26 protein-coding genes are annotated in these 23,642 nt (G+C 40.4%); 20 read left to right on the top strand and 6 right to left on the bottom strand.

Annotation, left to right across the window (positions count from 1 at the left end):
- Positions 1-69 precede the first annotated feature (69 nt).
- Positions 70-1,092, top strand: a complete 1,023-nt coding sequence (gene holA, locus ABIN91_RS11730; RefSeq protein WP_348051294.1) for a DNA polymerase III subunit delta — start codon at positions 70-72, stop codon at positions 1,090-1,092.
- Between the two features lie 3 nt (positions 1,093-1,095).
- Here the strand turns inward: holA and ABIN91_RS11725 are convergent, their stop codons facing one another.
- Positions 1,096-1,281, bottom strand: a complete 186-nt coding sequence (locus ABIN91_RS11725) for a hypothetical protein (protein WP_348051293.1) — start codon at positions 1,279-1,281, stop codon at positions 1,096-1,098.
- 174 nt (positions 1,282-1,455) lie between these two features.
- Here ABIN91_RS11725 and ABIN91_RS11720 point away from each other — a divergent pair, with 174 nt between their 5' ends.
- The gene (locus ABIN91_RS11720; protein ID WP_348051292.1) at positions 1,456-1,662 is read left to right on the top strand and encodes a hypothetical protein; all 207 of its coding nucleotides are present in this window, start codon (positions 1,456-1,458) and stop codon (positions 1,660-1,662) included.
- A gap of 73 nt (positions 1,663-1,735) precedes the next feature.
- Here ABIN91_RS11720 and ABIN91_RS11715 read toward each other — a convergent pair whose 3' ends face one another.
- Positions 1,736-2,791 carry a hypothetical protein gene (locus ABIN91_RS11715; RefSeq protein ID WP_348051291.1) on the bottom strand — a complete coding sequence of 352 codons (1,056 nt, stop codon included), beginning with the start codon at positions 2,789-2,791 and terminating at the stop codon, positions 1,736-1,738.
- 113 nt (positions 2,792-2,904) lie between these two features.
- Here ABIN91_RS11715 and ABIN91_RS11710 point away from each other — a divergent pair, with 113 nt between their 5' ends.
- The 8 genes from ABIN91_RS11710 (at position 2,905) to ABIN91_RS11675 (ending at position 9,311) form a co-directional block, all read left to right on the top strand.
- Positions 2,905-3,309, top strand: a complete 405-nt coding sequence (locus tag ABIN91_RS11710) for an EVE domain-containing protein (RefSeq protein ID WP_348051290.1) — start codon at positions 2,905-2,907, stop codon at positions 3,307-3,309.
- Positions 3,310-3,429: 120 nt separating this feature from the next.
- Positions 3,430-5,352: an ABC-F family ATP-binding cassette domain-containing protein gene (locus tag ABIN91_RS11705; protein WP_348051289.1), complete on the top strand. Its 1,923-nt coding sequence runs from the start codon at positions 3,430-3,432 to the stop codon at positions 5,350-5,352.
- 107 nt (positions 5,353-5,459) lie between these two features.
- Positions 5,460-6,722, top strand: coding sequence for a DUF5103 domain-containing protein (locus ABIN91_RS11700; RefSeq protein ID WP_348051288.1), 1,263 nt, complete (start codon positions 5,460-5,462; stop codon positions 6,720-6,722).
- 86 nt (positions 6,723-6,808) lie between these two features.
- On the top strand, positions 6,809-7,330 hold the full coding sequence (locus ABIN91_RS11695; RefSeq protein ID WP_348051287.1) for an acyl-CoA thioesterase: 522 nt from the start codon (positions 6,809-6,811) through the stop codon (positions 7,328-7,330).
- 68 nt (positions 7,331-7,398) lie between these two features.
- Positions 7,399-7,746 (top strand): hypothetical protein, encoded by a 348-nt coding sequence (locus ABIN91_RS11690; RefSeq protein ID WP_348051286.1) that lies wholly within the window; start codon positions 7,399-7,401, stop codon positions 7,744-7,746.
- A 52-nt stretch (positions 7,747-7,798) separates the two neighbouring features.
- Positions 7,799-8,284: a redoxin domain-containing protein gene (locus tag ABIN91_RS11685; protein WP_348051285.1), complete on the top strand. Its 486-nt coding sequence runs from the start codon at positions 7,799-7,801 to the stop codon at positions 8,282-8,284.
- Between the two features lie 5 nt (positions 8,285-8,289).
- Positions 8,290-8,676 (top strand): hypothetical protein, encoded by a 387-nt coding sequence (locus tag ABIN91_RS11680; protein ID WP_348051284.1) that lies wholly within the window; start codon positions 8,290-8,292, stop codon positions 8,674-8,676.
- A 17-nt stretch (positions 8,677-8,693) separates the two neighbouring features.
- Complete coding sequence (locus ABIN91_RS11675) at positions 8,694-9,311, top strand: thioredoxin family protein (protein ID WP_348051283.1); 618 nt, start codon at positions 8,694-8,696, stop codon at positions 9,309-9,311.
- 134 nt (positions 9,312-9,445) lie between these two features.
- On the opposite strand, the gene ABIN91_RS11670 is transcribed toward ABIN91_RS11675, so the two are convergent.
- From ABIN91_RS11670 to ABIN91_RS11660, 3 genes are read right to left on the bottom strand one after another with little or no spacing between them, the layout of a single operon-like run.
- A complete protein-coding gene (locus ABIN91_RS11670) occupies positions 9,446-9,766 on the bottom strand; it encodes a hypothetical protein (protein ID WP_348051282.1) in 321 nt (106 codons plus the stop codon).
- Positions 9,767-9,811: 45 nt separating this feature from the next.
- Entirely contained in the window at positions 9,812-10,516 is a 705-nt protein-coding gene (locus ABIN91_RS11665; protein ID WP_348051281.1) for a TMEM175 family protein, read from the bottom strand.
- Between the two features lie 60 nt (positions 10,517-10,576).
- On the bottom strand, positions 10,577-11,911 hold the full coding sequence (locus ABIN91_RS11660; protein ID WP_348051280.1) for a dihydroorotase: 1,335 nt from the start codon (positions 11,909-11,911) through the stop codon (positions 10,577-10,579).
- A gap of 141 nt (positions 11,912-12,052) precedes the next feature.
- On the opposite strand from ABIN91_RS11660, the gene ABIN91_RS11655 reads away from it, so the two are divergent.
- The 9 genes from ABIN91_RS11655 to ABIN91_RS11615 all read left to right on the top strand — a co-directional run bounded on the left by ABIN91_RS11655 (position 12,053) and on the right by ABIN91_RS11615 (position 21,990).
- Positions 12,053-12,538 (top strand): hypothetical protein, encoded by a 486-nt coding sequence (locus tag ABIN91_RS11655; protein ID WP_348051279.1) that lies wholly within the window; start codon positions 12,053-12,055, stop codon positions 12,536-12,538.
- A 58-nt stretch (positions 12,539-12,596) separates the two neighbouring features.
- Entirely contained in the window at positions 12,597-13,952 is a 1,356-nt protein-coding gene (locus ABIN91_RS11650) for a DEAD/DEAH box helicase (protein WP_348051278.1), read from the top strand.
- Between the two features lie 8 nt (positions 13,953-13,960).
- Entirely contained in the window at positions 13,961-14,227 is a 267-nt protein-coding gene (locus ABIN91_RS11645) for a hypothetical protein (RefSeq protein ID WP_348051277.1), read from the top strand.
- A gap of 21 nt (positions 14,228-14,248) precedes the next feature.
- A complete protein-coding gene (gene gldC / locus ABIN91_RS11640; RefSeq protein WP_348051276.1) occupies positions 14,249-14,578 on the top strand; it encodes a gliding motility protein GldC in 330 nt (109 codons plus the stop codon).
- A 4-nt stretch (positions 14,579-14,582) separates the two neighbouring features.
- Positions 14,583-15,008 carry a hypothetical protein gene (locus ABIN91_RS11635; RefSeq protein WP_348051275.1) on the top strand — a complete coding sequence of 142 codons (426 nt, stop codon included), beginning with the start codon at positions 14,583-14,585 and terminating at the stop codon, positions 15,006-15,008.
- Positions 15,009-15,138: 130 nt separating this feature from the next.
- Positions 15,139-18,612 carry a response regulator gene (locus ABIN91_RS11630; RefSeq protein ID WP_348051274.1) on the top strand — a complete coding sequence of 1,158 codons (3,474 nt, stop codon included), beginning with the start codon at positions 15,139-15,141 and terminating at the stop codon, positions 18,610-18,612.
- Positions 18,597-19,436 (top strand): protein-glutamate O-methyltransferase CheR, encoded by an 840-nt coding sequence (locus tag ABIN91_RS11625; protein ID WP_348051273.1) that lies wholly within the window; start codon positions 18,597-18,599, stop codon positions 19,434-19,436. The genes ABIN91_RS11630 and ABIN91_RS11625 overlap by 16 nt, the downstream gene beginning before the upstream one ends.
- On the top strand, positions 19,429-20,046 hold the full coding sequence (locus ABIN91_RS11620; protein WP_348051272.1) for a chemotaxis protein CheB: 618 nt from the start codon (positions 19,429-19,431) through the stop codon (positions 20,044-20,046). The genes ABIN91_RS11625 and ABIN91_RS11620 overlap by 8 nt, the downstream gene beginning before the upstream one ends.
- Before the next feature lie 3 nt (positions 20,047-20,049).
- Positions 20,050-21,990 (top strand): response regulator, encoded by a 1,941-nt coding sequence (locus ABIN91_RS11615; RefSeq protein WP_348051271.1) that lies wholly within the window; start codon positions 20,050-20,052, stop codon positions 21,988-21,990.
- Here the strand turns inward: ABIN91_RS11615 and ABIN91_RS11610 are convergent.
- On the bottom strand, positions 21,987-22,472 hold the full coding sequence (locus tag ABIN91_RS11610; protein ID WP_348051270.1) for a methylated-DNA--[protein]-cysteine S-methyltransferase: 486 nt from the start codon (positions 22,470-22,472) through the stop codon (positions 21,987-21,989). The two genes, ABIN91_RS11615 and ABIN91_RS11610, sit on opposite strands and share 4 nt — an antisense overlap.
- A 407-nt stretch (positions 22,473-22,879) precedes the next feature.
- Between ABIN91_RS11610 and ABIN91_RS11605 the strand changes: the two genes are divergently transcribed.
- Positions 22,880-23,563: a heme exporter protein CcmB gene (locus ABIN91_RS11605; protein ID WP_348051269.1), complete on the top strand. Its 684-nt coding sequence runs from the start codon at positions 22,880-22,882 to the stop codon at positions 23,561-23,563.
- Positions 23,564-23,642: the final 79 nt, after the last annotated feature.

The following is a 23,642-nucleotide window of genomic DNA, read 5'->3' as shown; positions in this document are numbered from 1 at the left end:
AAAGTAAAATTCAAAAATAGAAATATAAAGCGTGCTTTTGAATTTTGAATTTTTACTTTTGAATATTACATGACGGCACCCGAAATTTTAAAAGATCTTAAGAATCGTAAATACAAACCCTTGTACCTGTTACATGGTGATGAACCCTATTTTATTGATATGATAGGGAACTACATTGAGCATAACCTGTTAAGCGATGCCGAACGGGGCTTTAACCAAACGGTAGTATACGGTAAAGATACCGATATGATGACCGTACTTAACGCCGCCAAACGCTACCCCATGATGAGTGATTACCAGGTGGTAATGGTGAAAGAAGCGCAGGATATGAAATGGGGCAAGGAAGACGATGATAAAAAAAGCATCGACCCGCTGTTGAGTTACCTCGAAAAACCATTGCCGAGTACTATCCTGGTATTTTGTTATAAATACGGCAAGTTTGATAAGCGAAAAAAATCGTACAAAGCCATTGATAAGAACGGGATAGTTTTTGAATCTGCTGAGTTGTATGATAATAAGATACCCGGTTGGATAGAAGGTTTTGTTAGCGAGAAGGGTTACCGGATCAGTCCGCAGGCTTCGGCTTTATTGGCCGAGTATCTGGGTAACGATCTATCCAAAGTTGCCAACGAGTTAGAAAAGCTGATGCTGAACGTGAACGCGGGGCAAGAGATCACGCCTAAAGAAATTCAGGATAATATCGGTATTAGTAAAGAGTACAATGTATTTGAGCTACAAACCGCATTGGGCCGCAAAGATGTGGTGAACGTGAACAAGATCATCAATTACTTTGAGGCTAACCCCAAGGCTAACCCTATGGTTGTTGTTTTGGGTACGCTCAATAATTACTTTACCAAAGTTTTAAAATACCATTATGCCGATGATAAATCGCCGCAAGGTTTGGCAAGGGTATTGGGAGTGAGCCCATATTTTGTTAAAGATTATGAGCAGGCTGGGCGCAGTTATAACTATGGCAAAACCATGCAGGTAATTAGCCTGCTACGCGAGTACGATTTGAAGAGCAAAGGTGTAGATTCAGTATCCGGGCCAGGTGAGTTGATGAAAGAGTTAATGTTTAAAATACTACACTAACTGTTACACAACCGCCTTTGTATCAAAGCGGTTAATGATCATTTCTTTATTGTTGTATAATACGTTGATCTCAAAAACGCTGTGGTCGTTTAAAAAGGTCATGTAATTAGTTTCGGCTATGTATCCTGGGAAAGGGCGGCCAATGTAGCGCAAGTTTTGCCCTTTAATCAGTTTGATGGTTCGTTTCATTGTTATCAATATACGAAAATAATTGGGATAAACGATTTTTTAACGAATAACTGTATACAGATAAGTACTATTATTTAATCTTTTTTGCTGAAAAAAGTACGCATTTAACAATTTTAACTACTATTATATTATGGCACAGCAATTGAATAAAACAATGTATAAATTAATTAAACTATGAAAAAGATATTGTTTTTATTAGTGTTTGCAGTTACCATGGGTTCTGTAGCTATGGCACAAGAGAAAGTAGTTAAGGATGAAGTTAAGGTTAAAAAAACCTCAACCATCCCACAAAAAATTCATAATACTTTTAGTAAACACAAACACTACAGTGGCACTAAAATTAAGCACGTAAAAAAGGTAGCTAAAAAAACTACCACATAATAAAAGAAGTTGACTATTGATAGGGAAAGGGATGCCGTGAGGTATCCCTTTTTGTGGGGGTACTTTGCTTGTGTTAGTTTTTTATATCAGCTTTTGGATCTGACGATATAACTACTCCATAATCCTTATCTGTAACACCGTATTCTTTCATGAGTTTGTCTTTGTTGATAACCTGAAGATCCTTAAATGTTCTGTCATTTATTGCTGACAGGTTACTTTCGTAGTTTTTGGCCAAAACTTTGGTATTAAGAATGTACGCTACATTTGCATCACTCTCCACCGATGGCACCAACTTAGCATAAGATGCTGATTTTGATCTAAAATAAGTCCAGTAGCGGTGTTTGCAAAATTGTTTTGTTTCAATGTAAACAAGCCCAGATTTACCTTCGGGGCCTAATATTTTTATCGCGCTGGCTTCTTTATAAACCGTTACCGATGCAATATCATTGGGCTCATATCCTAACAGATCGGCTTTACTAACCCTAACACTATCAATAAAATATACGGGCTCCTTCCTTGCTATCTCCTTAGCAACAGTCTCAATCTTTTTGTGAGCGGAAAAACAAGACATTAGCATATCAACGGCTTCAATTGGTCTATCTAGGTAGTATGCTTCATCAATCGGAAACTGTGGTTTTTTAGTTGAATCTATTTTTACGTAAAATGCAATAGTATCATTCGAGAAATTCCAATAGTTAGAACAACCTCTTGAGCGCCAATCTTTTTTTAATAATGGATATAACTTGAATAAATCCTTTAAATTAAGAATGCTTAGATCAATGAAATTACCATCGGGTAACTTTCCTTTAAATTGTTTTGTTAGCCTGATTTTGCTTATTTCATTGGAGTTTTGATCAAGTTGAAAAATTATACCCAATTGCTTTTCAGATGTAAATCCCTTTCCGGCGATAAATCTTGAATCCTGTCCGTAACAGTTTTTCGCAAGATCCATTTCTTCAACGGCAGTTTCTTTCAAATCAGGATACGATTGTTGTAAATCTGGCAATGTTGTTTTACACAAACAAATGCCGTTTACAGTAAGTTTTTTGGCGAGTTCTGGGCTTATTTGTGCATTACTTGTTAAGTAAGCAAATAGCATTATGGCGAGTGCTGTAAATATAGTTTTCAATAATTTGCGATCATGTTAAGAGTTTCAGTGTAGCTAAATTACTTAAAAGCACCATTAAAACAATCTTTTAATTCTTCCCACAATTCACTTAATTTGCTGCACAATATCACAACATGAACCATTGGTTAGTCAAGTCCGAACCCGTAAAATATAGCTGGGAAAAATTTAATAAAGATGGCCGTACCTTTTGGGATGGCGTGCGCAATTACCAGGCGCGCAATAACCTGCGCGAAATGAAAGAGGGTGACCTGGTGCTTTTTTATCACAGTAATGATGGTAAAGAAGTTGTAGGCATAGCCAAAGTGGTAAAAGAAGCCTACCAGGACCCAACCACCGATGATACCAACTGGGTAGTGGTTGACCTATCCCCGGTTGAAAGTTTAAAGCACCCCGTAACCTTAGAGAAAATAAAAGCCGACCCGCAACTGGCCAATATTGGTTTAGTGCGACAAGGCCGACTATCGGTAATGGGCGTAAAGACCGAAGAGTTTGATAGGATTTTGGAATTGGGAAGTTAGCCCCCCAGCCCCCTAAAGGGGGAGCTTTTGATTTGCAAGAGCCTGTTTTACTACACTCTTTTTACAATATTCCCCCTTTAGGGGCTTAGGTGGCTCTAAAATTTGCTATCTTTGCGGCAAATGATTGCGATTAATAACCTTACGTTCGAGATTGGTGCAAGGGCCCTTTACGATGAAGCCAACTGGCATATTAAACCCGGAGAAAAAATTGGCCTGATTGGTGCCAACGGAACCGGTAAAACCACTTTATTGAAAATTATTGTAGGCGACTATAAACCTACATCGGGCACCATATCAAAAGCTAAAGATCTGGCTATGGGCTACCTCAACCAGGATCTGCTTTCGTACGCTTCGGATAAAAGCATTCTGCATGTGGCTATGGAGGCTTTTGAACGCCAAAACCAACTGCATACCGAAATTGAGGCCTTGCTTGCTAAATTGGAAACCGATTACTCGGAAGATATTTTGCACAAACTAAGCGACAAACAAACTGAGTTTGAAGCCTTAGATGGTTACAATATTGAATACAAAGCCCACGAAATTTTAGCCGGTTTAGGTTTCACCGAAGCTGATACACACCGCAAGCTGGCCACCTTTTCGGGAGGTTGGCGCATGCGTGTAATGCTGGCCAAAATACTTTTACAGGCACCGGATATTTTATTGCTGGATGAGCCTACCAATCACCTCGACTTACCGTCTATCCAATGGCTCGAAGATTATTTGCGCTCGTTTGAAGGCGCGGTAGTTATCGTATCTCACGATAGGTGGTTTTTAGATAAGGTAATTAACCGTACCGTTGAATCCCGCAAAGGTAAATTAACCGTTTATGCGGGTAACTATTCTTTCTACCTGGAAGAGAAGGCTTTGCGTGGCGAGATCCAAAAAGGTGAGTTTAAAAACCAGCAAGCTAAAATTAAGCAGGAAGAAAAGCTGATAGAGCGCTTCCGTGCCAAGGCATCTAAGGCTAAAATGGCGCAATCGCGCATTAAGCAATTAGACAAACTGGAGCGTATTGAAGATGTTGATGATGATAACCCCGAGGTTAACTTCAGTTTCCGTTTTTCCAAACAATCGGGCAGGCACGTAATTACTTTGGAGAATATCACCAAAAAATATCCTAACATCGATATTTTAGATGCTGCCGAAGCCGTGATTGAAAAAGGCGATAAAATTGCTTTGATCGGTGCCAACGGTAAGGGTAAATCAACCTTGTTGCGTATTGTAGCCGATGCTGATCATGATTTTGAAGGTAAAATGGTAACCGGTCATAACGTTACCGAAACCTTTTTCGCGCAGCACCAGTTAGAATCGTTACACCTGGAGAACGAAATATTGCAGGAGCTGCAAGCCTTCGCACCCAAAAATACCGATACCGAGCTACGCTCCATATTAGGTTCGTTTTTGTTTACCGGCGATGATGTTTTCAAAAAGATCAAGGTATTATCGGGTGGTGAAAAATCGCGTGTGGCTTTGGCCAAGGCGCTTACCGCGGATGCTAACTTTTTGATTCTGGATGAGCCCACCAACCACTTGGATATCGCGTCGGTTAATATATTGATACAGGCTTTACTGCAATTTGAAGGTACATTTATAGTGGTTAGTCACGATAGGTACTTTTTGGATAATGTGGCTAACAAGATCTGGTTTATCGAAGATCAGAAGATCAAGATCTACCCGGGTACTTATGCCGAATACGATGTTTGGCAAGCCAAACGCAAACTTGAGCCTAAAGCCGCTATACCTGCCGCTCAACCTAAAAAGGAAGAGAAAAAACCAGAGCCGGTTAAACAACAACCAACAGAAGATAAATCAAAACAGTTAAAAAAACTGAACCAGGATCTATCTAAAATGGAAGAAACCATTGCCGGTTTAGAAACATCGGTAAAACAACTGGAAAATAAATTGGCCGAAGACGGTGTATATAATGACCCGGCAAAATCAAAAGAGGTAAATGCATCGTACCAACAAAAAAAGGTAGAACTGAAAAAGCTTCAGGACGAGTGGGAAGCATTAGCCGATCAGATTTTGGAGTTGGAAGCATAATGTCTATCTTGTCATTGCGAGGTACGAAGCAATCGCACGCAAGCAGAGCGGTCTTGCATAGTTCGCGATTACTTCGTACCTCGCAATGACAACGTTTGAAATTCGACATGCTGCAAATTCGACTAATAGCTGTAATTCTATTCATCTTCGCAAATACCTTTGCTCAGGACGTAACCAACGATAACCGGGTTTACCTGTCCTCCATCAAATCTGTTGAGTTTTATAATACGGCCAAGGCGCAATCATTTCCTATCATCAACTTAAAAACAAGCGATCAGTTGCTGTTGGCCTTTGACGATCTGAAGGGAGGAACAAAATACCTAAACTACACCATTCAGCATTGCGATGCCGATTGGAATACCTCGCAACTCTCCCCAACGGAATACCTCCAAAGCTTTACTGACGATAGAATAACCGATTACCGTTACTCAACTGGTACAATCCAAAAATATACCCATTACGAGATCGCCTTTCCTAATCAAAACATCATCCCCAAGCTATCGGGCAATTATATTCTGAAGGTTTACCTTGACGGCGACGTGAACAAAATGGTTTTAACCCGTCGTTTTTACGTGTTGGATTCCAAAGCGGGGGTTAATGGTAGTGTTCAATCATCCACAAACAACACCTTGCGCCAAAGTAACCAGAAGATCAATTTTCAGATTAATTATGGCAGCTTGCTGGTGCAAAACCCTAACACCGATATCCGGGCGCTGGTAATGCAAAACGGCCGCAGCGATAAAGCACAGATGAATACCGTACCCGCCAACTTACGTGGCAATGTGTTGATCTACAATGATGTAAGTACTAACGATTTTGCAGGCGGTAACGAGTTCAGGCATTTTGATCTGCGGTCGCTTAAGTTGAATTCGGATAGGGTAGGGCGCATTTTCAGGGATACGGCTAATACGGTGATCTTGTTAGGCGATCCCAGCAGAAACCAAGCTACATATTCTTTTCAGTATGATATTAACGGTAACTTTTATATCCTGAACCAGGATGGCAGCAACCCTAAGATTGATGCCGATTACGCCCACATCTATTTTAGTTTGGCAGGCAATAAATCAGACACGGAAGGCTCGGCCTATATTGTAGGGAAGTTTAACGATTACCAGTTGAACGATCAAAGTAAAATGCAGTATGATAGCGGCAGGGGGCGCTTTTATACCGATCTGTTTTTGAAACAAGGCGTTTACGATTACGAATATATTTGGGTTGATAAGCACGATAAAATACCCGATGATATCACCTTTGAAGGCAGCTATTACGAAACTGAAAATGATTACCAAATACTGGTTTACTTCCGAAGGCCGGGTGCGAGGTATGAGGAGTTGGTGCGATATACGCAGTTGAATGCCAGTAAAAGGTAGTTACCCAAAACCAAAAACGTATTCTGTCGCCGGGTTATTTTGTACCTCGTTATTAACTGTATACCAAAACAGTTACTTTTGAGCATATGACCCCAAAGCATCCGCAAGATTCTCACACCATAATGAACGAACTGGTATTGCCAAACGATACCAACACACTAAATAATTTAATGGGAGGGCGCTTACTGCACTGGATGGATATTGCCGCCGCTATTGCCGCGCAAAAACATTGCAACCGCATTGTGGTTACGGCTTCGGTTGATAGTGTGTCGTTTAAACACCCGGTTAAACTGGGCGATGTGATCAGCATAGAATCAAAAGTAACCAGGGCCTTTAATACTTCGGTAGAGGTAAGGCTGGATGTTTGGGCGCAGAACATACCATCGGGCACCAAAGTTAAAAGTAACGAAGCTTATTACACCTTTGTGGCGCTTGATGCCGATAGCCATGTTGTGCCCGTGCCCGAATTAATACCCCTGACAGATGAAGACCACCTTTTTTATGCAGGCGCTTTACGCCGCCGCCAGCTTCGTTTGGTTTTAGCAGGGAGGATGAAACCTGATGACGCCACAGAATTGAAAGCATTGTTTTTTCCGGAGGCCCCGTAGTTGTGCAAACCGGTTGGTTTTGAGTTGGATAATTGCGATATTGGTTACTGAAACCTAATCTATCAATTATGAAAAAACTTGCATTCTGCTTATTGGTAGCCATCTTTGCATCTACCATCAGTTTTGCCCAGAGTAAAGATTCGTCGGCAGTTAAAAAAGATACAATTGCTGTAAAAAGTAAGCTTGCCGATGGCTCATCGTTCGATAGGGCTATCGTGATCATGGAAACATCCGAAAGGACAGGCACTCCGGCGGAATATGTGTGGCTACATAAAAATTACCCGGGCGCTAAAGTCAAAAGCCAGTCCCTAAATTATCATAACAAAAAGCCTTATGATATTTTACATATTGCGAATGCCGAAGGTGTAGCTTTGGATATCTATTTCGATATCTCTAACTTTTTCGGCAAATTTTAAATTAATCACTTTAATCAAACATAAATAGCACTTTGTTGCGTTTATTTAGCAAATGAATTTGAAAGCTGCCATAGCCGCCCTCATATTTTGTACGTTAAGCATAAAAGTATCGGCGCAAGCCAAAGTGGTGCGTTTATTAAACCTGCAACAGTTAGAAAAACGGGTAAGCAATACCGATACCGTTTACATTGTAAACTTTTGGGCAACCTGGTGCGGCCCCTGTGTAAAGGAACTGCCTAATTTTGAGTTATTGCAAAAAACTTATAAAAATAAGCCTGTTAAAGTTTTATTGATCAGTATGGATTTTAAATCGAAGCTGAACGAGGTTAAAGCCTTCGCCACATCGCGCAAACTGGTAAGCGAGGTTTATTTGGCCGATAAACCCAGCGAGCAGGAATTTATAGATGCCATTGATGAAAAATGGAGCGGTGCCTTACCGGGGACTTTGATAGTGAATACTAAAAAACATATCCGTAAGTTTTATGAGCAGGAGTTTACTTATGCCGGGTTGAATCAATTATATTTGAGTAACCAATAAGCTTAATGAAAAGGTACATCAATATCAATTATATAAGGGCATCAAACCTCATCTTAGTTTCGGCGGCGCTAAGAATAGTTGATTTTTTTTTGATAGGGGAATTTGTCTCTCTTGGATCAGTAGTTGCCTTGTTTGCCATAACATTATTGTTTGCCATAGGGCTATTGGTCAGAAAAGGTTTTGTATGGTCAAAATGGGTATTTTCGGTTATCACTATGTTAAACCTATTAGTCATTATTTTCATCATTATTCCCGATGGGTTAAACTTTCATATTTTGTATGATTATATTTCAAGCCTACAGATATTGATCCAGGTTATTGCCGTTGTTGTACTTTTCATCCCATCAAAACAACCACCGATAGATGCATTGGAACAATCTGATATTATTTAATTTAAAACAATCACAATATGAAAAAGTATCTTGCAATAATGATTCTGGCCGTTGCCGGGATGGTGGCTTTTAAAGCTGACAACACAGGTTATAAAGTTGGCGATGTTGCTGCTGATTTTAAGCTGAAAAATGTAGACGGTAAAATGGTATCACTTGCCAATTATAAACAGGCCAAAGGATACATTGTAGTATTTACCTGTAACCATTGCCCTTATGCCCAGGCTTACGAAAGCCGCATTATGGATCTGGATAAAATGTATGCCTCAAAAGGTTACCCTGTAATAGCCATTAGCCCTAACGACCCGGTTAGTGAGCCTGCCGATTCGTTTGATAATATGAAAAAACTGGCCGCCCAAAAAGGGTATACTTTCCCTTACACTATTGACGAAACACAGAATGTTACCCGTACTTACGGTGCTAAAGCCACGCCGCATGTTTATGTGCTGCAAAAAACCGCTAAAGGCAATGTAGTACAATACATTGGCGCTATTGATAATGATACCGAAGGTACCAACCCCAACAAAGTTAAATATGTAGAAAGCGCGGTTAACGCCCTATTAGATGGTAAAGCCATTACCACCAGCAGCACCAAAGCCATTGGCTGCAGCATTAAATGGAATAAGGAGCTTAGGTGATGTGCAAATGTGAGTATGTGAAAATGTGCGTATGTTAAAATGATAAAAGGCCTTTCATTTGATCAGAAAGGCCTTTCTTTTTTTACTTTAATGGGCTTCATCTGCACATATATGCACATCAACTCATTAGAGAATTATGCTTTTACTTCGGTTATTTTGGTAACTTCTATGCTGTCGTCGGTTATTTTACCTTCAACTATTACTTTTTTACCAGCGTATTTTACCACTTCTTTTTGATTGGCAATTTTATAAACCTTATCGCCAACAACTAAAACAGCAGCTTCGCCGCCTTTAATGCATTTGGCAGCGCAGGCCGCATGTTCTGCCGAGTTGCCCTTGCCTTTAGCGGCGCACATGGCATCGCCAATGTAACCGGTTAACGGTTCAACTCTTTTAAATGCGAATGATGTGCTTAGTGATAAAGCCATCGCGAATAGCAAAAGATACTTTTTCATGGTTTATGTGGTTTTAATGTATTGATAATCAAATCTAAATAAAAATTAATTGTCAATAGCAATTTGTGATTCAATTTCTTCCTCTTTCAACTTTAACTTCTTTTTAACAGGATAGTACTTGTTGCTGATCACCCTGATGGCCAAAGCGTAAACTACAAGTGTGTACATAATGAAGGTTGGTTCAACCTGTATAATGGTTAAAACAATTAGCGTAATCATAGCCAGGGGATAAATAAAGTAGTTATACTTCATGGCTTTCCATTTCAAAATGTCTTCTATCGCTTCGGGATTAAAGCTCAATTTTTCTTTGTGTTTTACGATATGACCAATAATAATGGTTTGCGCGAAAATACCGGTGAGGATGATGCCTAAATAAATATCTACCGTCCAATAATTATTTAGAGTTAAACCGCTGGTGATAGTTGATATTGCGAAAGGAAACAGGGATATTACGAACAGGAAAAACAAATTGCCTGCAACCAGTTTCATATCATAGTCTCTCAGGTTTTTGAATATTTTGAGGTGCCTTGTCCAAAATACACCTATTAAACCAAAGCTGGCCATGTAGGCAAAAAGCTTTGGCATCAGCTCTTTAAAGGCATGTTTTATTTCATCTGCCGATGCGTGTTTTAATCCTTCGGGTAATTTTACATCCAATATCATAATAGTTATGATGATGGCGAAAACCGCGTCGCTGAATAATATAACACGCTCTAATTCAAATTCGTGCTTGAGTTCTTTATCTTCCATTTATATTAAGAGGCTTGGTCTTTGACTAAGATACAATTTTCTTAATATGAAAATAGATAATTATACATTGAACGTTAAGCGTTTACCCATAACGTCATCAATCAACTTTCCTTTTTCATAAACCAAATTACCCGATACCAGGGTATGCGTAATGGCAGATTGAAATTGCTGCCCTTCGAACGGGCTCCAACCACATTTGTATAGGATGTTTTGCTTGTCAACCGTCCACGCCGAGTTGAGGTTTACCAGCACGAGATCGGCCCAGTAACCTTCGCGGATGAAGCCACGTTTTTCTATATTAAATAAGATTGCAGGGTTGTGCGCCATTTTTTCTACCACTTGCTCTAAAGAAAGTTTACCCTGGTGGTGCATTTCTAAAACTGCGGGCAGGGCATGTTGTACCAATGGTCCGCCGGAGGGGGCCTCTAAGTAGGATTTTGATTTCTCTTCGATGGTATGCGGGGCGTGGTCGGTAGCTATGATGTCAATACGGCCATCCAGTACAGCTGCTAAAATGCCATCACGGTCGGCGGCGGTTTTAACGGCGGGGTTCCATTTAATCAGGTTGCCCTTGGTTTCGTAATCTGCATCGCTAAACCATAGGTGGTGCACGCAGGCCTCGGCGGTTATTTTTTTATCCTTAAGCGGGATGGTGTTATCAAATAAGTGTGTTTCCCTTTCGGTGGATATATGCAGAATATGCAGACGGGTGTTATGTTTTTTAGCCAGTTCCACAGCCATACTTGATGATAGGTAGCAAGCCTCGGCACTGCGAATTTTAGGGTGCAGCTTCACCGGGATGTTATCGCCAAGCAATTGTTTAAAGTGGTTGAGGTTGCTTTTAATGGTAGCCTCATCTTCGCAATGGGTCGCGATAAGCATTGGACATTGTGCAAACAAATTATCCAACGTATTCGGATTATCAACCAGCATGTTCCCGGTTGACGATCCCATAAAAACCTTAATACCGCAAACATTGGCCGCGTCGGTACGCAAAACCTCGTCTAAATTATCATTACTGGCTCCCATAAAAAAAGAGTAGTTAGCCAGCGATGTTTGTGCCCCTATATTATATTTATCAGCCAGTAAATCCTGCGTTAAAGTATTGGGTACAGTATTCGGCATCTCCATAAAAGATGTAATACCTCCCGCAACCGCGGCCCGCGATTCGGTATAAATATCGCCCTTATGCGTTAATCCCGGCTCACGGAAATGCACCTGATCGTCAATACAACCCGGCAAAAGGTGTAAGCCTTCGGCATTGATCTCGGTATCGGCATGGGCGTTTATTGATAGAGCGATCTGGTCGATAAGGCCATCTTTAATTAAAATATCGGCAACATATTGGCGGCCTTCGTTAACTATTGTGGCTTGTTTAATGAGGATGGTGGGCATAAGGGATGTTAGTATTGAGATATAAGTATTGAGACAAAACTAAACAGAAGTTTTAATTACCATGCACCAATTGTTTTTTTAATGTGATGGAATGTATAGTATACTTAACTTTTTGTATTTTAGTTTATTAAACCTAAACCGATGGCTAAAAGCACACATCCTGAAAATACCAAGCCAGTTGATAATATAGCCAAAGAAGACCTTTTTGAATATTTATTTACTGATTTAAAGGAAGCCTACGAAACTTACATAAAATATGTATTGACTACAACGGCTACCCAAATTTTAATTATTGGCTGGTTTATTACATCTTCAGACAAAGCTTCAAAATTTATTGTGGGTGTAAGCAACAAGGGCAGCACTTACGTATTTTATTTAGTGATTGCTACCTTTATACTCGTTGAAATTTGCGTGAGCCAGTTTATGTGGCGTGAATCTAAAAAACTTGGAGGGCTCATAAAAGAGCTTGAATTTGTTAATGAACGGTACTTTGAAAGAAAAATAATGAATGGCTGGTTAGTGACAGGGATGGTGCTGGCCCACGTTGTTTTATATATATTACTCGCGGTGATAATTTGCCTTTTTAGTGATCCTCAATTTTTATGTAAAGTTAATTGTGTTGTGTAAAGCCATATCTTTAGCTGCAACTTCTTATCTCCCGACTTAAAAGCTTACCTTTGCGGCTATGTCCGTAACTTTCGAAGAATTTAATTTTAACCGGCAAATTTTGAATGCCATTGCCGATGCCGGTTATACCGAAGCTACGCCTGTTCAGGAAAAAGCCATGCCGCCTATTTTGAACGGTCAGGATGTGATGGGGATAGCGCAAACCGGTACGGGTAAAACTGCCGCCTATATGCTGCCCATTATTATGCGTTTAAAATACGCGCAAGGAATGGACGCCCGCGCTATGGTGATTGCGCCAACTCGCGAGCTTGCCTTGCAAATTGAAGAAAACGCCCGCGAATTTGCCAAATATACCGACTTACGTATCGTATCCCTTTACGGTGGTTTAGGACCCAAAACTCAAAAGGAGTTAATGGATAAAGGCGTAGATATCATAGTAGCTACCCCCGGCCGCTTTATGGATGTTTACCTTACGGGACACATGGTTACCAAAAAGCTGGAAGTTTTAGTGCTGGACGAAGCCGATAAAATGATGGATATGGGCTTTATGCCCCAGATAAACAGGATATTGGAGGTAGTTCCGCGCAAGCGCCAAAACCTGCTGTTCTCGGCTACCATGAGCGATAAGATACAGAACCTGTCGGCTAATTTTTTGGAGTTCCCTACGGTTATTGAGGTTACCCCGCAGGCTACGCCGGCGCAAACGGTTAACCAAAGCCTGTATCATGTACCCAACATGAAAACCAAGATCAACCTGTTGCGTAAGCTTTTGGATGCTCCCGATGATATTACCAAGCTCATCATCTTCTGTAAAACCCGTGTGGCTGCCGAAGATGTATATAAATTTATCCTCCGCAAGTTTGGTGATAAAGAGGTACGGGTACTGCATGCCAATAAAGGGCAAAACACCCGTATCAACGCCATTAACGCCTTTAAAAACGATGAGGTTAAAATACTTGTTGCTACCGATGTAGCATCGCGCGGTATTGATGTGAGCGATGTGAGCCACGTGATCAATTTTGATGTGCCTGTAGTTTACGAAGACTATGTACATAGGATAGGCCGTACAGGCCGAGCGTTCCAAAGTGGCGAAGCCATCACTTTTTGCAACCCTGCCGAAGAATATTACATTAGAAAGATTGAAAAATTGATACGCCAACAAATTCCTGTTGTATTTTTGCCGGCAGATGTTTTTGTGGAAGTAACACCTTACGAGGAAAAGCAAGACCAGGACAGGGAAATAGATTTGCAGAAACGCAAAGAAGACCCCGACTTTAAAGGCGCTTTCCACGAAAAGAAAACCCTAAACCAGCGCAAAAAATTTGATGCTGCAAAAGGTAAAACAAAGCACAACAACCAGCCCGGTAAAAAAGCCGCGGCGGCACGCTCAAACAGGCAACGTAAAAAGTATTAGCAGTATAAATGAAGCTTAAAATTACGCCCCTCAATATAGCTACGGCATTTTTTATAGTCGCGGCGGCATACATTGGCATTTATGGGATAAAAATAGGTAATAGCAAAACGCTGAGTTTTGGCGGTACCATTTGTGCCGTGTTCTTACTGTTCGCGCTGGTGGTGTTTGTGATTGATATGATGCTGCGCAACTTTTTCCCCGAAACTAAAAAATTATGGATCATAGAGTTAAGTTTTATTGTTTTAACTGCCGTGATCTATATTCTTGTTAAATAAATTACTACGATTATATTACTAATGAAAAAAGCCGAAATTAAGATCACCGTTGAACTTGATGAAAATAACCTTCCGGAAAATATCCTGTGGGAATCAACCGATTCTGCAAACAAAGAGGCATTGCCTGTAAAATCTTTCAACCTGTCGTTGTGGGATCATAACTACAAAAATACGCTAACTATTGGCCTGTGGACGAAAGATATGCCTGTTGACGAGATGAAACGTTTTTTTTACGAAACCCTGCAAACCATGGGCGATAGCTTTTTACGAGCCACCGGCGAAACCAATATTGTAGAAGATTTGCGCGATTACTGCGCGCACTTTGCCGATAAAATGGAGATCAAACAATAAAACTATGCGCATCAGTTCCTTATTCTCAATAGTAGGATTCATACTTTTAATTGCAGGCACATTTAGCCCGCTGTTGAGCTTTGTAGTGCGGATGAATGTTTACTCACTAAATAAGCCATACGGCATTGCCATGCTGGCTATAGCTGTAGTTGGCTTGTTATGTGCCTTGTTACAACAACGTGGCTTAACCCGGGTTATGGCTATTCTGTCGTTAGTATTGGTAGTGGCGTTGTATGGCGCGGCAGTTACCAAAGTGAGCACAGCTTTTAGTTTTATCCCGCTCAAGGGTTTATCAAGCGGTTTGTCGCATTTAATTAAATTTAAATGGGGCTGGTATGTACTGTTTGTAGGTGGTGTAATATCGGTAGCGGCCAGCATCGCCAACAGGCCACCACGAATCACCAATCCGGCAGAGGTTGCCCCGGTTTAGTGCCGCTTTAAAATTTATTCAAATCATTTGCTTTATAATTAACGACTTTACATCCGTAGAGTCGTTTTTTTCGTAGCTTTTTCGTTAATTGTTATTTTAGAGCTACTTTTATCAGCATAAACACTTTTCTATGTTAAAAATGTCTTTCCGCCAGCAGGTGCTCACTGGGTTTGTTGTGGCCATTGTGCTTGTAATTAATATCGGTATCTGGGCTACTATCAGCATAAAGCAGTTAGAAGAAGATACCAATATGGTTGATCATACCCAAAAGGTGATTAAAAACTCAACAGGCTTATTGCAACTCATGGTTGATGCCGAAACCGGCATGCGCGGTTATGGTGCCACAAATAACAAAGATTTTTTAGAACCCTATAACGCTGCGCTGCCTAGTATAGTTGAGCGGATAGATTCGTTAAAAAACCTTACTGTTGATAATGCAAGCCAGCAACGCCGGATAGACTCCTTAAAAACGTTAGTGCATAAGCAACTCGATATTATTAAGGACGATATTGTTACCCGCGAAACCAAAGGCCTTGATTACATGATTCAAAACCATATGTTTTTGAATGGTAAGCGCAACATGGATAGCATCCGTTATATTAAAGACCAGATCAATAACGAAGAGAATAAGTTACTTGTAATACGTAAGGAAAGCTCTAACCAGGCATCTACAAGGGCCAGATGGATCATCATCATTGGTTCGTTGGTATTTGTAGGTATTGTTTTAATGCTGTTCTTCTACATCCAAAAAACATTTGCGGAGCAAAAAAGAATAGAGGGCGAAATTTTAAATTCTAACGATCAGTTAGAGAAAGTGTTAGTAGAAAATGAGGCTAAAAACTGGTTGCTAACCGGTACTGGTAAACTGAGCGATATGGTTCAGGGTGAGCAGAGTGAAAAGCAATTGGCCGTAAAGATAATTACCGAGGCTTGCGAATATACGGGTGCCCAGGCCGGAACATTTTATCTGTATAGTGAAAAGGATAACTGGCTCAATTTTATTGGGAGCTTTGCTTTCCATGACCTGGATGCGATCAAAAAACAGATAAAAATTACCGAGGGCTGGGTAGGGCAGGCCGCTCAGGATGGCAAAACGCAACTGATAAAAGGTAAGGTGAATACTAAATTAGGTTTAGAATCATCACTATTACAGCAAGAAATTGCCGAAACGTTCATCGTTCCGTTCTTTTTTGATAAGAAGCTGAAGGGAGTTATGGAGATCGCTTTTGCAAATGGCATAAGCAGCAATAACGAACTGTATTTAAAAACGATATCCAACATAGTTGGCATCTCTATCAACACGGCACAGGCGCGTACCATTATGCACGATCTGTTTGAGGAAGTGCAACAACAAGCCGAAGAGCTGGAAGCACAACAAGAAGAACTGCGTACCACCAACGAAGAACTGATCAAAAAAACAGAACTGTTGCAGTCATCAGAAGAAGAGCTGCGTGTACAACAAGAAGAACTGCGCACTACCAATGCCGAATTGGAAGAAAAAGCCAGCTTGCTTGAAGAAAAGAACCAGGCTATTGAAGAGGCCCGCCGCGCCATTGGTCAAAAAATGCGCGAGTTGGAAACTACGGGTAAATATAAGTCGGAGTTTTTGGCTAACATGAGCCATGAGTTACGCACGCCTTTAAATAGTATTTTGGTGCTTGCGCGGATATTGAAAGATAACAAGGCGCAAACCCTAACCGAAGATCAGATCAAATATGCATCGGTAATATTTAATGCCGGTAACGATCTGTTGACTTTGATCAACGATATTTTGGATCTGTCTAAAATAGAATCGGGCAAGCTGGAACTGGTAAATGAGCAGGTTAAGGTGGCCGATATTGTATCGGGCACAGAAGCATTGTTTGCCGAAATTGCTAAGAACAAAAACATCAAATTTACCACCCAAATAAACGAAGGTGCGCCTGAGCATATCCTTACAGATATGATGCGCACACAGCAGGTGATTAAAAATCTGTTATCAAATGCGTTTAAATTTACATCCGAAAATGGCTCGGTAAGTATCATCGCCCATAGGGACGATACCGGCAAAAAACTGGCTATTACCATTAAAGATACAGGTATCGGTATCCCTTACGATAAACAGAAACTGATATTCGAAGCTTTCCAGCAAGCAGATGGTTCAACCAGTCGTAAATATGGTGGTACAGGCCTGGGCCTATCCATCAGTCGCGAACTGGCACACCTGTTAGGTGGTATGATCAAGCTAAAGAGCACACCGGGAGAAGGTAGCGAGTTTACGCTGGTGTTACCTTTAGAAGGTGTATTGGCTTCAACCAACGATGCCGACGATGTACCAACGGTAAAATCGTGGATAGAAGATGAGGAAGAGAATGATACCGCTCCATTTAGTTTAGATAAGCCATTGGCTACCGGTCCGCTAAAAAGTGGCCGCACCGAGCCATTGGTTGTTATTGTTGAGGATGATAAAAACTTTGCATCCATATTGCAGGATTACGCCAAGCAACATGGCTATAAATCAATACTGGTACACGATGGCGATACCGCGGTTGATGTAATTACCACCAACCAGCCCGACGCCGTTATTCTGGATATTATGCTTCCCGGCAAAGATGGCTGGCAGATATTGAAGGAGCTGAAAAAAGATCCTACAGTATCAACCATCCCGGTACACTTAATGTCGGCAGGTGATGCGGCGGTTAATAAGGTTAAGAAAGAAGGTGCAATTAGCTTCCTCAAAAAACCGATCAATACCGAAGTGTTGGATAAGTTGTTTAAAGATATGGCCGCCAAAAGCGGTGCCGCCTTTAAACAGATATTACTGATAGAAGATCATAAAATGCAAAGTCAGGCTCTAAAAGAGCTAATGGAGAAACAAGGCATAACCGTAGATCAGGCTTTTGATGGCAAAAGCGCGTTTAACATGCTGATGGAAAAGGAATACCAGTGTGTAATACTGGATATTAACCTGCCCGATATTTCGGGCCTTGATCTGTTGGATAAAATTAAGGAGGTTGAACGCTTTATTTCCTTACCGGTAATTGTGAATACAGCTATGGAACTGGATAAAACATCGGTTAGCCGGTTAATGCAATATGCCAACGCCATGGTGGTGAAGAACAATAAATCATCTGAGCGGTTAATAGACGAGGTAAACCTGTTCCTTAATAAAATTAACAGTACGGCGGGTAATGCTTATCCGTTGACAGATAGTGCAAAAGTTAAATCGTATTCGGGTGATAAAAATATGCTGAAGAATAAAAAAATATTAATTGTTGACGATGATATGCGTAACATCTTCGCGTTAAGCAGCGCCTTGCAAACCTATGATATGATTGTAGAAATTGCTAACGATGGCGAGGAATCATTAACCAAACTTGAAGAGATACCGGGTATTGATATGGTGCTAATGGATATTATGATGCCCAAAATGGATGGTTACGAAGCCATGCGCCACATACGTAAACAACAAAAATGGGCTAAATTACCCGTAATTGCTTTAACGGCTAAGGCAATGAAAGAAGATAGGGATAAATGTATTGAAGCCGGTGCTAACGATTATATTACCAAACCGGTTGATATTGACAGATTGTTGGCTTTAATGCAATTGTGGCTGGAGCAATAATGAGTACTACCGACGATATTTCGTTACCGGAGTTGAACGAACTGATAATATTGGTCAGGCAAATTCACGGTTTTGATTTTTCTAACTATACCAAGGCATCGCTAAAACGCAGGGTATTGCGCATTATGCAGCTAAAAAAGCTGGCCTTTTGGGAGCTAAAAAATGTGCTCACCAATGATCAGCTTTTTTTTCAGCAGTTTTTGGATGAGATTACGGTAAACGTTACCGAGATGTTTAGGGATCCTTCCTTTTACAAAGCGCTAAATACGCAGGTGTTGCCATACCTGGCTACGTTTCAACATATTAAAATATGGAGCGCGGGTTGCTCATCCGGCGAGGAGCCGTATTCACTATCTATATTAATGCAGGAGGCCGGCCTTAAAAGCAAGAGCTTTATTTACGGTACAGATATTAATGCCGAAATGCTGGGCCAGGCCAAAAAAGGCATATACAGTTTACGCAACATTAAAAGCTATGCCGAAAACTACAAACAGGCAGGTTTGCCCGGCACCCTTACAGATCACTTTACCATTATGTACGATGCCGCTTCGGTACATAACGAACTGAAGAAGAATACCTTGTTTTCGGTACATAACCTCATATCGGATAATGTTTTTAACGAATTCCAGATGATAACATGCCGCAATGTTTTTATCTATTTCGATTCGGAATTGCAGGATAAAATATTGGAGGTTTTTTATAACAGCTTGTGTAGCTTTGGTTTTTTGTGCCTGGGTTCAAAAGAAACAATTCGTTCAGAATACTACAAAAAGCGTTTAAAGGTTGTAAATTCGCGAGAAAATATTTATCAAAAAATTGGCTAACAATACCACCAACCAACTCATAAAACGGTTACAGAGCGCCGAAATATTATTATTGGGAGGCTCTGCGGGTTCGTTTATGCCCATTTTTAATTTGGTTAGATCAATACCTCAAAATCACTCTCAACCTATAGTTGTAGTAATTCACAGAGGGAAGAATAATTTTAGCGATATTGAAAACCTGTTTGGCGATAATTGTCGTATCTTGGTAAAAGAAATTTCGGATAAGGATAAAATAGCTGGTGGCCATGTATATATAGCTCCGGCAAACTATCATACGTTGTTTGAAAAGGGCAAAACATTCGCGCTTGACGTATCAGAACATGTATGGTATTCAAAACCCTCAATTGATGTTACTTTTGAAAGTGCCGCCGATGCTTATGGAGATAAGTGTGCAGCGATACTATTTTCGGGGGCTAACCAGGATGGTGCGAGGGGGCTTTTAAAATTACGCGATAAAGGCGGGCTAACTATAATACAAGATCCAAAAGATGCAGAAATGCATGTAATGCCGCAGGCAGCGGTTGATATAAATGCCGGAGAATTTATACTAACGAGTGAACAGATATTAAAATTTATGTGCGAAAGCTTCGTTATAACAACTCAACCATAATTTATGACGCCAATCAATATACTTATTGTTGACGATAGGGAAGAGAACATTATCGCGCTTGAGGCACTGATAGAACGTAACGATGTACGTTTGATGTCAACAACATCGCCTAACGAGGGGTTAAAAATTGCCTGGGAAAACCAGATAGCTATTGCCCTGGTTGATGTGCAGATGCCCGAGATGGATGGCTTTGAGTTTGCCAGTATGCTAAAGGCAAACCCGCGTACCAAAGATATCCTGATTATTTTTGTTACCGCGATATCCACAGAATCTAAATATGCCGTTAAGGGCTTTACGGCAGGCGCGGTTGATTATCTGTACAAACCACTCGACCCGTATATAACCGCGGCTAAAGTTGATTCTTTCATCCAGCTTTCGAGGGGGCAAATGGAGATCAAAAACAAGAACGAAGAGCTTGAGAACTACGCCCTTGTTGTAAAAAATTCGGCTGATATTATTTGTACCGTTGATGCGCAAAATTTAAGGATACTGAGCATTAACCCCGCAGTTGAAAAAATACTGCAATACCATCCCGATGAGGTAAAGGGTAAAAGCATCATGAGCCTTTCGGTTCTGGAAGATCAGTTAGCTTTTAAAAACAATCTGAATGATTTATTAATCGAAAATAAAAGCCTGGCATCTTTTGAATGCCGGTTTGAAACCTTTGATAAACGCCAAACCTGGGTTGAATGCCGGGCATCCTATCGTAATAAGATCATTTTTTTAAACATCAGCGATATATCGCCACAAAAAAGCTATACCGAACAGTTGATCAAATCAAAAGAACTGGCCGAGTATGGCAAAAAAGTGAAAGAGACGTTTTTGGCCAACATGAGCCACGAGCTACGTACACCTATTAATGGAATACTGGGGATAACAGCCCTGCTAAAAAATACCCCCTTAGATAGTCAGCAGAAAAACATGATCGAGTTGCTGGGTACATCGTCGCAATCGCTTTTGGGTGTGGTTAATGATGTGTTGGATATATCTAAGATAGAAGCAGGTAAATTCAGTATTGTGCGTAAGCCTGATAATATTCATAGTATCATTAAGTCGGTTTATGATCTGCTGAAGTTTAAAACTGATGAAAAAGATATACAATTGGTGTTAGAGATAGCCCCAGATGTACCGAAGAGCATTCTGGTCGACTCGTTAAGAATCAATCAGATTATGATGAACTTGTTAAGCAACGCTATCAAGTTTACCGATAGGGGGCATATTAAACTTACCATAACGATACTGCAAAAGCACCTAGATAGAGTAAAACTAAAATTTAGTGTTGAAGATACCGGCATAGGCATATCAAGTAATAAGTTGAACCGCATATTTGATTCGTTTGAGCAGGCCGAAGATGATACCAGTAGTAAATACGGTGGTACGGGTTTGGGCCTGACTATTGTAAAAAAACTGGTTGAGTTAAAGGGCGGTGAATTAACCGTAAGCAGCCAGATTGGTAAGGGCAGCATTTTTAATTTTACAAACTGGTTTACTTTAGCCGCCGAAAAACCAGAGGTTAAGCCGGTAGAAAAAATAAACCCCAAAACATTGCCACCATTAACGGGTTTGCGTATACTGATTGTTGAGGATAATGTGGTAAACCAATACCTGCTATCAAAGATATTGAAAGATTGGGATGTGAATATTGATGTAGTTGATAATGGGAAAAAGGCTATCGATATGTTAAAAGAGAAGGATTTTGATATCATACTGATGGATACTCATATGCCCGAAATGAATGGCTATGAAACGGCTAAAGCTATCCGGATGAATTTTGATGAACCTAAGCGGAGCACCCCTATCATTTCATTATCGGCAGCATCATTTGAGCATGAAAAGCAAGAAGCTATTTTATCCGGTATGAACGATGTTTTGGCAAAGCCGTTCCAGTCAAAAGATCTTTACCAAAAAATACAGAAACTGTTAAAAATTAAAGAGAAGGTTTAAAACGCCAGTTTGGTTTGGCCTACGCCAGCAACCTTTGCTTCGTGTTCCAATAGCCATTTTTTGCGCCAAAGCCCACCGGCATATCCTGTTAAGTCGCCGCTGGCGCCAATTACCCTATGGCAGGGTACAACAACCCATAAGTTATTTTTACCATTGGCCGCTGCTATGGCCCTTATAGCCAAAGGGTTTTTCATCCTTTCGGATTGTTGGGTGTAGCTAATGGTTTTGGCATAGCCAATGTTCATTAATTCGTTCCACACCATTTGCTGAAAATCTGTTCCCTGTTGTTTGATTGGGAAATCGAATTCCTTTCTTGTCCCTGCAAAGTACTCATCTAACTGTTTGGTTGCCTGCTTTAATACCGGCGATGTGGTTTGCTCTTCATCAGGGTTGTTATCTAAAATAGATATCGCGCTGATAAAGCCACCGGTTTCGGTAATGCGGGCCGTGCCTAAAGGTGTTTGATGAAGAATACTGGACATACACTAAATTACACATTGATAGCGTAATTTAAAAAGAATAGCCAACATGTATTAGGGTGGTGGTTACGTAGGTTATGAAGCACTTGGCAAAAGCTCGCGCAATTGTTCTTCAATTTCTAAATCTATTTTAGATTTTAATAGCGAGCCACACTTAGAACATCTTATCTCGCTGGTAAGCGTTTTTTCGAGCGTTAAATAAGTTATCGCAGTTGTTTGATATCTATAAATAGAATTAGAACAGCTTCTGTTAAAGCAATAACTTGCTATATGGTCATTAGCTTTCATAAATTTTATATTGGATGTATTAATTAAAAGCAACAACTGTACCATAGCATCTCACATTAAAAAAGTATTATAAAATAAAATGCACATGCGGCTGGTATGGTATAATTGTATATTTGCAGGTAATGGATTTGTATACCCAAACAAAGCAGCTTTTAAAAAAGGAGATTTTATTAGAATGGCGATCAAAATACGCCTTTAACGGTGTGCTTTTGTATGTAATAAGTACTGTATTTGTTTGCTACATGGCTTTTAACCTTAATCCGGGTTTTAGCGGTAGCACTGGTTACCCGTTGGTTTGGAATGTTTTATTCTGGATCATCATCCTCTTTGCGGCGGTAAACGCTATCGCGAAAAGCTTTTTACAAGAGAGTAGGGGGCGCTTATTATATTACTATTCTATTGCCGGCCCTCAGGCAATTATCTTGTCAAAAATAATTTATAATATATTATTGATGGCTTTACTGAGTATACTGGCTTTAATAGTGTACAGTGTGTTTTTTAAAAACCCAACAGTTGATACCCTTTATTATTTTTTAACGGTGTTATTGGGGAGCATTAGTTTTTCTACCGTATTTACCATGATATCGGCCATCGCATCAAAAGCGGGTAACAATGGTACACTCATGGCTATATTAAGTTTCCCGGTTATTATACCTGTTATTTTGTTGCTGGTGCGGATGAGCAAGCGCGCTATGGATGGGCTCGACAGGAGTTTGAGCTACCAGGATATGGGTGTGCTGCTGGCCATTAACGTGATTGTTATTGCAACATCATTGCTACTGTTCCCTTTTTTGTGGCGGGATTGATCATCGCGTATACTAAAACTCATTTTAAATTGTTACAGAAGCAAATGATATCAACAACCCGTTTTACTGTTAAATTTAG

The organism is Mucilaginibacter sp. (genome assembly GCF_039921305.1).
Classification (GTDB): domain Bacteria; phylum Bacteroidota; class Bacteroidia; order Sphingobacteriales; family Sphingobacteriaceae; genus Mucilaginibacter.
Note: the sequence above shows the minus strand (reverse complement) of the source record. Positions and strands in the feature narration are given on the sequence as shown.

What these genes read in the sequence shown, in the direction of transcription:
- ABIN91_RS11665 (WP_348051281.1), bottom strand. Translation starts at nt 10,516, where the DNA reads ATGGAAGATAAAGAACTCAAGCACGAATTTGAATTAGAGCGTGTTATA.
- ABIN91_RS11605 (WP_348051269.1), top strand. Translation starts at nt 22,880, where the DNA reads ATGGATTTGTATACCCAAACAAAGCAGCTTTTAAAAAAGGAGATTTTA.
- ABIN91_RS11700 (WP_348051288.1), top strand. Translation starts at nt 5,460, where the DNA reads ATGCTGCAAATTCGACTAATAGCTGTAATTCTATTCATCTTCGCAAAT.
- gldC (WP_348051276.1), top strand. Translation starts at nt 14,249, where the DNA reads ATGAAAAAAGCCGAAATTAAGATCACCGTTGAACTTGATGAAAATAAC.
- ABIN91_RS11705 (WP_348051289.1), top strand. Translation starts at nt 3,430, where the DNA reads ATGATTGCGATTAATAACCTTACGTTCGAGATTGGTGCAAGGGCCCTT.
- ABIN91_RS11675 (WP_348051283.1), top strand. Translation starts at nt 8,694, where the DNA reads ATGAAAAAGTATCTTGCAATAATGATTCTGGCCGTTGCCGGGATGGTG.
- ABIN91_RS11670 (WP_348051282.1), bottom strand. Translation starts at nt 9,766, where the DNA reads ATGAAAAAGTATCTTTTGCTATTCGCGATGGCTTTATCACTAAGCACA.
- ABIN91_RS11725 (WP_348051293.1), bottom strand. Translation starts at nt 1,281, where the DNA reads ATGAAACGAACCATCAAACTGATTAAAGGGCAAAACTTGCGCTACATT.
- ABIN91_RS11720 (WP_348051292.1), top strand. Translation starts at nt 1,456, where the DNA reads ATGAAAAAGATATTGTTTTTATTAGTGTTTGCAGTTACCATGGGTTCT.
- ABIN91_RS11680 (WP_348051284.1), top strand. Translation starts at nt 8,290, where the DNA reads ATGAAAAGGTACATCAATATCAATTATATAAGGGCATCAAACCTCATC.
- ABIN91_RS11645 (WP_348051277.1), top strand. Translation starts at nt 13,961, where the DNA reads ATGAAGCTTAAAATTACGCCCCTCAATATAGCTACGGCATTTTTTATA.
- ABIN91_RS11695 (WP_348051287.1), top strand. Translation starts at nt 6,809, where the DNA reads ATGACCCCAAAGCATCCGCAAGATTCTCACACCATAATGAACGAACTG.
- ABIN91_RS11615 (WP_348051271.1), top strand. Translation starts at nt 20,050, where the DNA reads ATGACGCCAATCAATATACTTATTGTTGACGATAGGGAAGAGAACATT.
- holA (WP_348051294.1), top strand. Translation starts at nt 70, where the DNA reads ATGACGGCACCCGAAATTTTAAAAGATCTTAAGAATCGTAAATACAAA.
- ABIN91_RS11630 (WP_348051274.1), top strand. Translation starts at nt 15,139, where the DNA reads ATGTTAAAAATGTCTTTCCGCCAGCAGGTGCTCACTGGGTTTGTTGTG.
- ABIN91_RS11660 (WP_348051280.1), bottom strand. Translation starts at nt 11,911, where the DNA reads ATGCCCACCATCCTCATTAAACAAGCCACAATAGTTAACGAAGGCCGC.
- ABIN91_RS11710 (WP_348051290.1), top strand. Translation starts at nt 2,905, where the DNA reads ATGAACCATTGGTTAGTCAAGTCCGAACCCGTAAAATATAGCTGGGAA.
- ABIN91_RS11685 (WP_348051285.1), top strand. Translation starts at nt 7,799, where the DNA reads ATGAATTTGAAAGCTGCCATAGCCGCCCTCATATTTTGTACGTTAAGC.
- ABIN91_RS11610 (WP_348051270.1), bottom strand. Translation starts at nt 22,472, where the DNA reads ATGTCCAGTATTCTTCATCAAACACCTTTAGGCACGGCCCGCATTACC.
- ABIN91_RS11655 (WP_348051279.1), top strand. Translation starts at nt 12,053, where the DNA reads ATGGCTAAAAGCACACATCCTGAAAATACCAAGCCAGTTGATAATATA.
- ABIN91_RS11650 (WP_348051278.1), top strand. Translation starts at nt 12,597, where the DNA reads ATGTCCGTAACTTTCGAAGAATTTAATTTTAACCGGCAAATTTTGAAT.
- ABIN91_RS11690 (WP_348051286.1), top strand. Translation starts at nt 7,399, where the DNA reads ATGAAAAAACTTGCATTCTGCTTATTGGTAGCCATCTTTGCATCTACC.
- ABIN91_RS11635 (WP_348051275.1), top strand. Translation starts at nt 14,583, where the DNA reads ATGCGCATCAGTTCCTTATTCTCAATAGTAGGATTCATACTTTTAATT.